The organism is Candidatus Enterococcus wittei (assembly GCF_002140175.1).
Classification (GTDB): Bacteria; Bacillota; Bacilli; order Lactobacillales; family Enterococcaceae; genus Enterococcus_B; species Enterococcus_B wittei.
Genome location: NZ_NGMO01000005.1, coordinates 6,998 through 15,435, shown reverse-complemented (window position 1 = coordinate 15,435; position 8,438 = coordinate 6,998). Strand labels below are relative to the sequence as shown.

Annotated in this window: 5 protein-coding genes, 1 rRNA gene and 1 other annotated feature; of the genes, 5 read left to right on the top strand and 1 reads right to left on the bottom strand. The window is 37.2% G+C overall.

Going from position 1 to position 8,438, the window contains the following annotated elements:
- The first annotated feature begins 65 nt into the window (after window positions 1-65).
- Window positions 66-935: a sequence feature (23S ribosomal RNA rRNA prediction is too short), on the top strand.
- Window positions 936-1,040: 105 nt separating this feature from the next.
- The 5 genes from rrf to A5844_RS12480 all read left to right on the top strand — a co-directional run bounded on the left by rrf (window position 1,041) and on the right by A5844_RS12480 (window position 7,950).
- Window positions 1,041-1,156: ribosomal RNA gene (gene rrf, locus A5844_RS12505) — 5S ribosomal RNA — on the top strand.
- 191 nt (window positions 1,157-1,347) lie between these two features.
- Window positions 1,348-2,562 (top strand): DNA repair exonuclease, encoded by a 1,215-nt coding sequence (locus A5844_RS12500; RefSeq protein ID WP_086285528.1) that lies wholly within the window; start codon window positions 1,348-1,350, stop codon window positions 2,560-2,562.
- Window positions 2,559-5,276, top strand: coding sequence for an ATP-binding protein (locus tag A5844_RS12495; protein ID WP_086285526.1), 2,718 nt, complete (start codon window positions 2,559-2,561; stop codon window positions 5,274-5,276). Before A5844_RS12500 ends, A5844_RS12495 begins: the two co-directional genes overlap by 4 nt.
- The gene (locus A5844_RS12490; RefSeq protein ID WP_086285524.1) at window positions 5,260-6,198 is read left to right on the top strand and encodes a 3'-5' exoribonuclease YhaM family protein; all 939 of its coding nucleotides are present in this window, start codon (window positions 5,260-5,262) and stop codon (window positions 6,196-6,198) included. The genes A5844_RS12495 and A5844_RS12490 overlap by 17 nt, the downstream gene beginning before the upstream one ends.
- A gap of 321 nt (window positions 6,199-6,519) precedes the next feature.
- Complete coding sequence (locus A5844_RS12480) at window positions 6,520-7,950, top strand: IS1182 family transposase (RefSeq protein ID WP_086285520.1); 1,431 nt, start codon at window positions 6,520-6,522, stop codon at window positions 7,948-7,950.
- A gap of 47 nt (window positions 7,951-7,997) precedes the next feature.
- On the opposite strand, the gene A5844_RS12475 is transcribed toward A5844_RS12480, so the two are convergent.
- The coding region (locus tag A5844_RS12475) for a peptidylprolyl isomerase PrsA (protein WP_502489653.1) at window positions 7,998-8,438 on the bottom strand (441 nt) is incomplete at its 5' end.

The window sequence follows — 8,438 nt, the reverse complement described above, 5'->3', positions numbered from 1 at the left end:
GTTCCGACCCGCACGAAAGGCGTAACGATTTGGGCACTGTCTCAACGAGAGACTCGGTGAAATTTTAGTACCTGTGAAGATGCAGGTTACCCGCGACAGGACGGAAAGACCCCATGGAGCTTTACTGTAGTTTGATATTGAGTGTCTGTACCGCATGTACAGGATAGGTAGGAGCCGTAGAAGTCGGAACGCTAGTTTCGATGGAGGCGCTGGTGGGATACTACCCCTGCGTTATGGCCACTCTAACCCGCACCACTAATCGTGGTGGGAGACAGTGTCAGATGGGCAGTTTGACTGGGGCGGTCGCCTCCTAAAAGGTAACGGAGGCGCCCAAAGGTTCCCTCAGAATGGTTGGAAATCATTCGAAGAGTGTAAAGGCAGAAGGGAGCTTGACTGCGAGACCTACAAGTCGAGCAGGGACGAAAGTCGGGCTTAGTGATCCGGTGGTTCCGCATGGAAGGGCCATCGCTCAACGGATAAAAGCTACCCTGGGGATAACAGGCTTATCTCCCCCAAGAGTCCACATCGACGGGGAGGTTTGGCACCTCGATGTCGGCTCGTCGCATCCTGGGGCTGTAGTCGGTCCCAAGGGTTGGGCTGTTCGCCCATTAAAGCGGCACGCGAGCTGGGTTCAGAACGTCGTGAGACAGTTCGGTCCCTATCCGTCGCGGGCGTTGGAAATTTGAGAGGAGCTGTCCTTAGTACGAGAGGACCGGGATGGACTTACCGCTGGTGTACCAGTTGTTCTGCCAAGGGCATTGCTGGGTAGCTATGTAGGGAAGGGATAAACGCTGAAAGCATCTAAGTGTGAAGCCCACCTCAAGATGAGATTTCCCATTTCTTTAAGAAAGTAAGATCCCTGAGAGATGATCAGGTAGATAGGTCAGGAGTGGAAGTACAGTGATGTATGGAGCGGACTGATACTAATCGATCGAGGACTTAACCAAAATAAAATGAAAAAACTCGGTAGAGTTTCTTACATGAACTTCAAATCCAGTTTTGAGTGAACAAGATTTACTCAAATATAGATAACACCACAGTGTGGTGGCGATAGCAAGAAGGATACACCTGTAACCATGCCGAACACAGAAGTTAAGCTTCTTAGCGCCGATTGTAGTGAGGGGTTGCCCCTTGTGAGAGTAGGACGTCGCCACGCAAGATAAAACAGTTAGACATTTGTCTAGCTGTTTTTTTGTGTAAAAAGCGAACAAATTTTCGGTTTTTGCTGAAAAAAAACAATGGAAATGGTATGATAAAATTTGAAAGTATGAATAATCGCAACGAATATCAGCCGTTTGAAACGGCAATAAACCATTTTATTAGCAGATATTGGGAGGGAAGAGATTAATGGTGAAATTTATTCATGCAGCTGATCTGCATATGGATCGAACGTTTGAAGGATTAGCTAATTTGGATGAAGAAATGCAAACAAAATTATTGCAAGCAAATTTAACAGTTTTAGAAAATATCGTTGACCAAGCGATTAACTATCAAGTTGATTTTGTTTTGTTCGTTGGGGATAGCTTTCATCAAAATCGTCCTTCATTAAAAATCCAAAAATATTTTTCTGAGCAATTGAAACGCTTAGAAGCACATAAAATTCCGATATTTTTAACATTTGGAAACCATGATTTTTATCAAAAAGAAAGATATTGGTTTGAATTTCCTGAAAACCTATTTTTATTTACATCGGAAACAATCGAGACAAAAAAAATCACAACAGTTTCTGGTGAAACTGTTGCTATTAGCGGTTTTAGTTATACACATCCATGGATCCAGAAAGAAAAAGTAATAGATTTTCCACAGCGGGAGCGAGTAGATTATCACATCGGGCTATATCATGGCGAAATAGGCCATAATCAGGGGAATTATGCGCCCTTTCATCCTGCTCAAATGGAAGAAAAAGGATACGACTATTGGGCATTAGGACATATCCATGTACCTACAAAATTAAATGAAAAAGGAACGATCCTTTATCCAGGTGCCCCACAGGGACATACAAAAAAAGAAGAATCTGCACGATCTATCTTGTTGGTGGAACTACAGGGAAATCACTGCCAGACAGTACCTATTGAAGTAGCAGAAGTATATTGGAAAGTACAACAAATCTCCTTGCAACAAGCACAAGCTACTGCGGAAGTTTTAAGTCTTATTAAACAGACAATATCTTCTCCAAAAAAACAAACATTATTAGAAATAAAAATAACTGACTATGCACATTTGAGCAATGAAATCATTGAGCGCATTCAGTCTGGGGAATTACTGGAATATCTAGTAGAAGAAACAAAATACGACTTTTCAAACTTATTGATTTGGCGTATGTCTATCATGGAACAAGAAAAAGATGGAAGAGTGTCGTTAGCTGCTACTACGCAATTATTTGAACAACTATTTGAAAATTATCAGGTGACAGAAGATTTCCAACAAATCTTACATGATGCATATACGCAACAAGAAGCGGCAAAATTGTTGAATGACTTACCTGATTATCAAAACGAGACTTTGGAAAAAGCAAAAGAAATCATCCATCAAGACTTCTTGTTTGAGGGGGGAAATGAATGAAGATTTTAAGAATCGAAATTGTTGGTTTTGGTAAATGGCGTCAAAAAAAGTTTGATTTTACTTCAGGTAATCAACTGATCTACGGAGAAAATGAAGCTGGTAAATCAACAATTTATCAATTTATACAAGCAGTCTTATTTGGTTTTCCCTCGAAAGGCAAAAAAAAGAAAGATTACACTCCTAAAGATGGTTCTGCTTACGGTGGGAGAATTTGGCTAGAACATTCGGTTCATGGAGAATTTATTGTAGAAAGATATAAACAACAAAATCGTGGCAAATCGAAAGTTACTTTTGACGGACAAGTGGGTAGTGATGAACTATTAACGAAATTGATTGCCCCACTGACAAGAGAGTTGTTTCAGCAAGTATTTACTTTTCAACAAGAACAACTCATTGAGCTTGAGCATCTGCGAGAAAAAGAATTGCATGACGCATTGATCTCTTTAGGAATCACCGGTAGTTCGTATGTTTTTCAAAAGCGCCAAGAATATTATCAACAGGCGCAACAATTATTTAAGAAAAAAGGTCAAAAACTGCTAATCAATCAAAAACTGAATGAATGGCGTATCCTGCAAGAAAAGATTCGAAAAAAACAAGAACAAGAAGCAGTTTATGGTAGATTGATCCAAGATGAGCAACAAGAAGCGGAGAAACAACGTAGGCTCTCTAAAAAAATGGAAGAAATAAGTCAGCAACTCACGCGTTATAAACAACAAGAGTTGAATTTTTCATTATATGAAGAATGGCAGTCCTTGAAAAAAAATACATCAAATCAAGAACCTGATGAACAATTACTGACTGATTTAGAAATGTTTATCAATCGTTATCAACAAATGAACGAGCGTTTAGAAGAATTAGAAGCTTCCTTAGAACGGCATAGTGGCATGGACCAACAATCTGCTCGTTACTATTTTTACTTGGAACAAGAAGAAGCATTAAAAAACTTACAACAAAAGCAGCTGACGATGGAACAGTTGAGCAACGAGTGGGAAAGACTTCAAATCGAAACAAGAGAAACTGCTTCTGAACTTGGAGTATTGGAACAACGTTGGCAGTGGGATAGACTGCAACAACCACAAGAATTCTTGGAAGAACAAGAATGGCAAGAATTATATCGAGTATTTAAACAGCTAAAAGAACAAGAAACTCAGTTGAGGATACGTTTTGAGGTAGCAAAAGAGCAGCAACAAGCGATTGAAGCAGAAATAAATGAACTAGAAGATAAACATCCTTCTCTCTTGCAAACACAAAAGGTAGAACCAATCAAAAAAACTCCTTGGTTAGTTTATGTCGGAGCATTACTTATTTTTATTGTCGGTCTTTTCTTAGCTATGCCATTTAAGGTGCTTGGATTTTTAGTTGCTACAGGAATCATTGGGTATAGTTTATTTCAAAGAAAAGCCTATCCTAGTTCTGAGCAACAGTTCCCTGAGATAAAAGGAAAATGGCAGGAAAAATTAGGACAATTAGATATTGTACTGGCTCAATTAGAAGAAATGGCACAAACAATCAACCAAAATCTATGTAAACAACAAGAGTTAGTAAAAAAAATCACTGACTTTTCTTTGAAGTACTCACTAGGAACGATGAATACTATAGAAGTAATGAAAAATTATGGACAGGAAGTAGCTGATTATCAAAAACTTTATGCTGTTTTTCAACGAAAGCAAACAAGAGAAATGGAGATTCAGCAACAATTGGCCCATTATGAAGCATCCTTTGATTTTACAAAAGAATGGTTACCTATCCAAGATAAGGCACTTACTGAAAAGATTAGGCTATTGACTGAATTCATCCAAGAAATGGAACAAATGAAGTTTGCTAGAAGTTACCAACAAAATACGTTGTTAAAACAAGAAATCAATCAATTGAAAAAGAAACAAAAAATCTTGTTACAAGATTTTAGCGACCAATTGGCAATAGCCAATCTTTCTTATCCTTCTGAAGTCCCTGCTTATTTGCAAAAGGTAAAGCAGACACAACAACAAAAGAAACGATTAGAGGAATTACAATTAATCCTATCACCCATTTTTACGCATACTATCACACGAACACAACTACAAGTGAAACTGGCACATGCAAAAGAACAACTAAAACAGTTGAAAGTGGAAGAAGGAACGATCAGTGAACAGCGGCAACGCATACAACTACAAATTGAAGGCCTACAACAAGATGGTACACTGGATGAATTATACCAACAAGAAAGTCTAAAAAAAGCCCAATTGCAAGAATTATTCCAACAATGGGGTGGCTTAGTGATTGCTGGAACATTTCTTGGGGATCTTTCAACAGAATTAAGTGAACGCCAATTGCCTCAATTACTAAAATTAGCGGGTACTTACTTAGGAGTATTGACGAATAATCATTATCAAGAGATCTTGTTAATGAATGATACGTTGACTTTAGTAGATGATACAACGAAATTTCCAATTTATGAACTGTCCACGGGAACAAAAGATCAGGTGATCATGGCTATGAGATTTGCCTATCTGTCCTTAGAGGCAAACCGCTCATTGTGCCCGATCATCATTGACGATGGTTGGTTGCATTATGACCATCAACGAAAATATCGTTTGGCAAAATTATTAACTGAATTTGGTAGAAATTATCAAGTAATCTGTTTGTCTTCTGATCAAGAAATGGTAAGCTATTATCAGGAACTACAACAATCTGTGAGAAAGTTAGAAGGGACAAATAATGAAAAAAATTCGTGAGTTAGTCATTGATGAACAATTTGAACAATTTGTTTTGATTAAAAATGCAGATATTAGAGTGGCAAAAAATGGCAAAAAATTTATTGCTTTTACCTTTCAAGATACATCTGGCACGATCGATGGTAAGTATTGGGATGCTTCAGAAGACGAAATCAAAAAATTCACTGCTGGAACAGTTGTCCTATTGAATGGTAAAAGAGAAGTGTACCAAGGAAATCCTCAAGTGAAAATTTTGCATATGCGTTTAACAAAGGTAGATGAACCAAGCGATCCAAGTCTATATATGGAAAGAGCACCACTGAAAAAAGAAGAAATGGAAGAGCAAATCAATCAATTATTGTTTGAAATTACAAACGCACATTGGAATCGAATCGTGCGTTACTTGCTGAATAAATATCAAAAACAATTCTTTGAATTTCCAGCAGCTAAACGAAACCATCATGCATTTGCTAGTGGATTAGCTTACCATACAGTGACCATGTTACATTTGGGTAAAGCAATTGCTGATGAATATCCTGAGTTAAACAGAGCATTGTTATATGCTGGCATTATCTTGCATGATTTAGGTAAAGTAATCGAGTTATCTGGTTCTATGGCAACGGAATATACGCTGGCAGGAAATTTGATTGGTCATTTAGTATTGATTGACGAAGAAATTACAAAAGCATGTATGGTACTCAAAATCAATGAAGAAGAAGAAGATGTTTTGGTATTAAGACACATGGTCTTAGCCCACCATGGCCTACTTGAATACGGTTCTCCTGTACGCCCACGTATCATGGAAGCTGAGATCTTGCATCAAATTGACACGATCGATGCTTCGATGCAAATGATGACCACAGCTATCCGACAGACAGAACCAGGTAAATATACTGATCGAATATTTGGTTTAGATAACCGAAGTTTTTATGTACCCAAATAAAGTAGCCTAGAGAAGGTTGTTTTGAGGAATTAGCTGAAAGGAATCATAATCGCCTGTTATGGCTTTCGGTTGCTTTTACTAAGTTCTCAGGACAATCTTTTATAATTTTGATACTTTAATTTTTGTGAATGGGATGACTTAAGTGAAATGATGAATCTGGAATGATGCAAAAGGCTGTCCTAGATTTTTTGTTGATAATGAAAAACGGGACAGAAAAATCATTTATGATTCCAGACTGTAGACAAAGAAAAAAATTTCTTTGTTCTACAGTTTTTTTGTTACAATTAAAGAAAACGTTTGCTTTTCGAGGAGGAATGTATAATGATGTCCAAACAATCAATGGATAGTCGAATGGAAGAAGCCAAAATTTCGCTAGATGCACTTGTTCCTAAAAATCATTTGGTCCGTAAAATTGACAAATCATTGTCATTTGATTTTATTTATCCAATTGTTGAATCAACTTACTCGACCATTGGTCGTCCTAGTGTTGATCCTGTCGTCTTAGTAAAATTAGTATTCATTCAATATTTATTTGGGATTCGTTCGATGCGTCAGACCATTAAAGAAGTTGAAACAAACCTAGCTTATCGTTGGTTTCTTGGGCTTAGTTTAATTGATAAAGTTCCTCATTTTTCGACTTTTGGTAAAAACTATGCACGGCGTTTCAGAGAAACCGATTTGTTTGAACAGATATTTATCGTTATTCTTGAACAAGCAGTTGATGCTAGATTTATTCATGAAGAAATTTTGTATATGGATTCAACTCATATTAAAGCGAATGCGAACAAACGTATTTTTACAAGAGAAATGGCACATAAAGAAGCCATTTTATACCAAAAACAATTGGAAGAAGAAATTAATGAGGCAAGAATTGCCGAAGGCAAACGCCCTTTTGGTTCAATCATTCGTCAGGAGGTGGTAGAAAGGAAAATTAGTGTCGCAGATCCAGAAAGTGGTTATTATGTAAAAACAGAACGAGAAAAACAGTTTGCTTATTCTGCTCATACCGTTTGTGATGAAAATGGTTTTGTATTAGATGTCATGATTACGCCTGGAAATCTACATGACAGCCGAATGCTCGTGCCACAAATTGAACGTGTTAAATCGCGTGGTTTCTCCTTTTATGGTGTAGCTGCTGATGCTGCGTACAAAACACCTTGGAATACCAAGTATTTAATCGACCAAAAACTACGGCCCATTTTTCCTTATACTCGACCCAAAGGAAACAAAGAACGTTTTAAAAAGAAAGATTTTGATTATGATTCCCATTATAATTGGTACTTATGCCCCAATGATCAAACACTTCAGTTTCGCACAACTACTCGAGATGGCTATAAAAAATATGTATCTAAATCTTTTATTTGTGAAACTTGTCCATTATTGAAAAATTGTACAGAAAGCCAGAAACACCAAAAAGAAATACATAGACACATTTGGGAAGATTACTTAGATGAAGCAGAACATTTACGCCATACGGCGTATAATCGCGAAAAATATAAAAAAAGAAAAGAAACGATTGAACGCGTTTTTGCAGACGCAAAGGAAAAGCATGGAATGCGCTACACCAAGTATCGAGGCTTGGAAAAAAATCAGGTGCATACGATGCTTGTTTTTGCCGCAATGAACCTGAAAAAATTGGCCACTTGGCAGTGGAAGCATATGTCTTCATATCTTTTATTATACAAAAATAGACAAAAGTATCAGTCTACACTCTTAGTAAAGAGGAAACTGATGCTTTTGTCTACAGTCTGAAATCATTTATGATTCTTCTGTCCCGTTAATTATAGAGTCATTCTTTATTATTTAGTAGAGTCAGTTGTGCTCTCTTTTGTTTCAGAAGCTTTTGTTGAATCGGTTGATTTTGTTTCAGAACTTTCAGTTGTTTGTGTTGCTGAATCTTCCGTTGATGCTGTGCTTGAAGTTTCAGTAAATGGAGTTAAGATATTTTTAAATGCATCATCTTTGATCTTCACATTTGCAGCTTTTAATTCTTCACCGATTACTTTTGTAGTAAATGCACTATCGTTGATTTTAGCTTGTGTAGCAATTTCTTTTAATTCATCTTTAAATTTATCCATATCGTTGCCTTTATCTTGGTTTTTCACCATTTTAACGACATAGTACTCTGTTGCGTAAGTAGATGGATTTGCTGCAGTGATGACATCAGAGATTTCACCGTCTTTTAATTTGAAGGCAGCTTCTTTTACTTCAGTAGGAACAGTTGTTGATTCTGAATCAAA

Bases quoted from the DNA above. Each gene is read 5' to 3' on its own strand.
- A5844_RS12495 (WP_086285526.1), top strand. From the start codon at position 2,559: ATGAAGATTTTAAGAATCGAAATTGTTGGTTTTGGTAAATGGCGTCAA.
- A5844_RS12490 (WP_086285524.1), top strand. From the start codon at position 5,260: ATGAAAAAAATTCGTGAGTTAGTCATTGATGAACAATTTGAACAATTT.
- A5844_RS12480 (WP_086285520.1), top strand. From the start codon at position 6,520: ATGATGTCCAAACAATCAATGGATAGTCGAATGGAAGAAGCCAAAATT.
- A5844_RS12500 (WP_086285528.1), top strand. From the start codon at position 1,348: ATGGTGAAATTTATTCATGCAGCTGATCTGCATATGGATCGAACGTTT.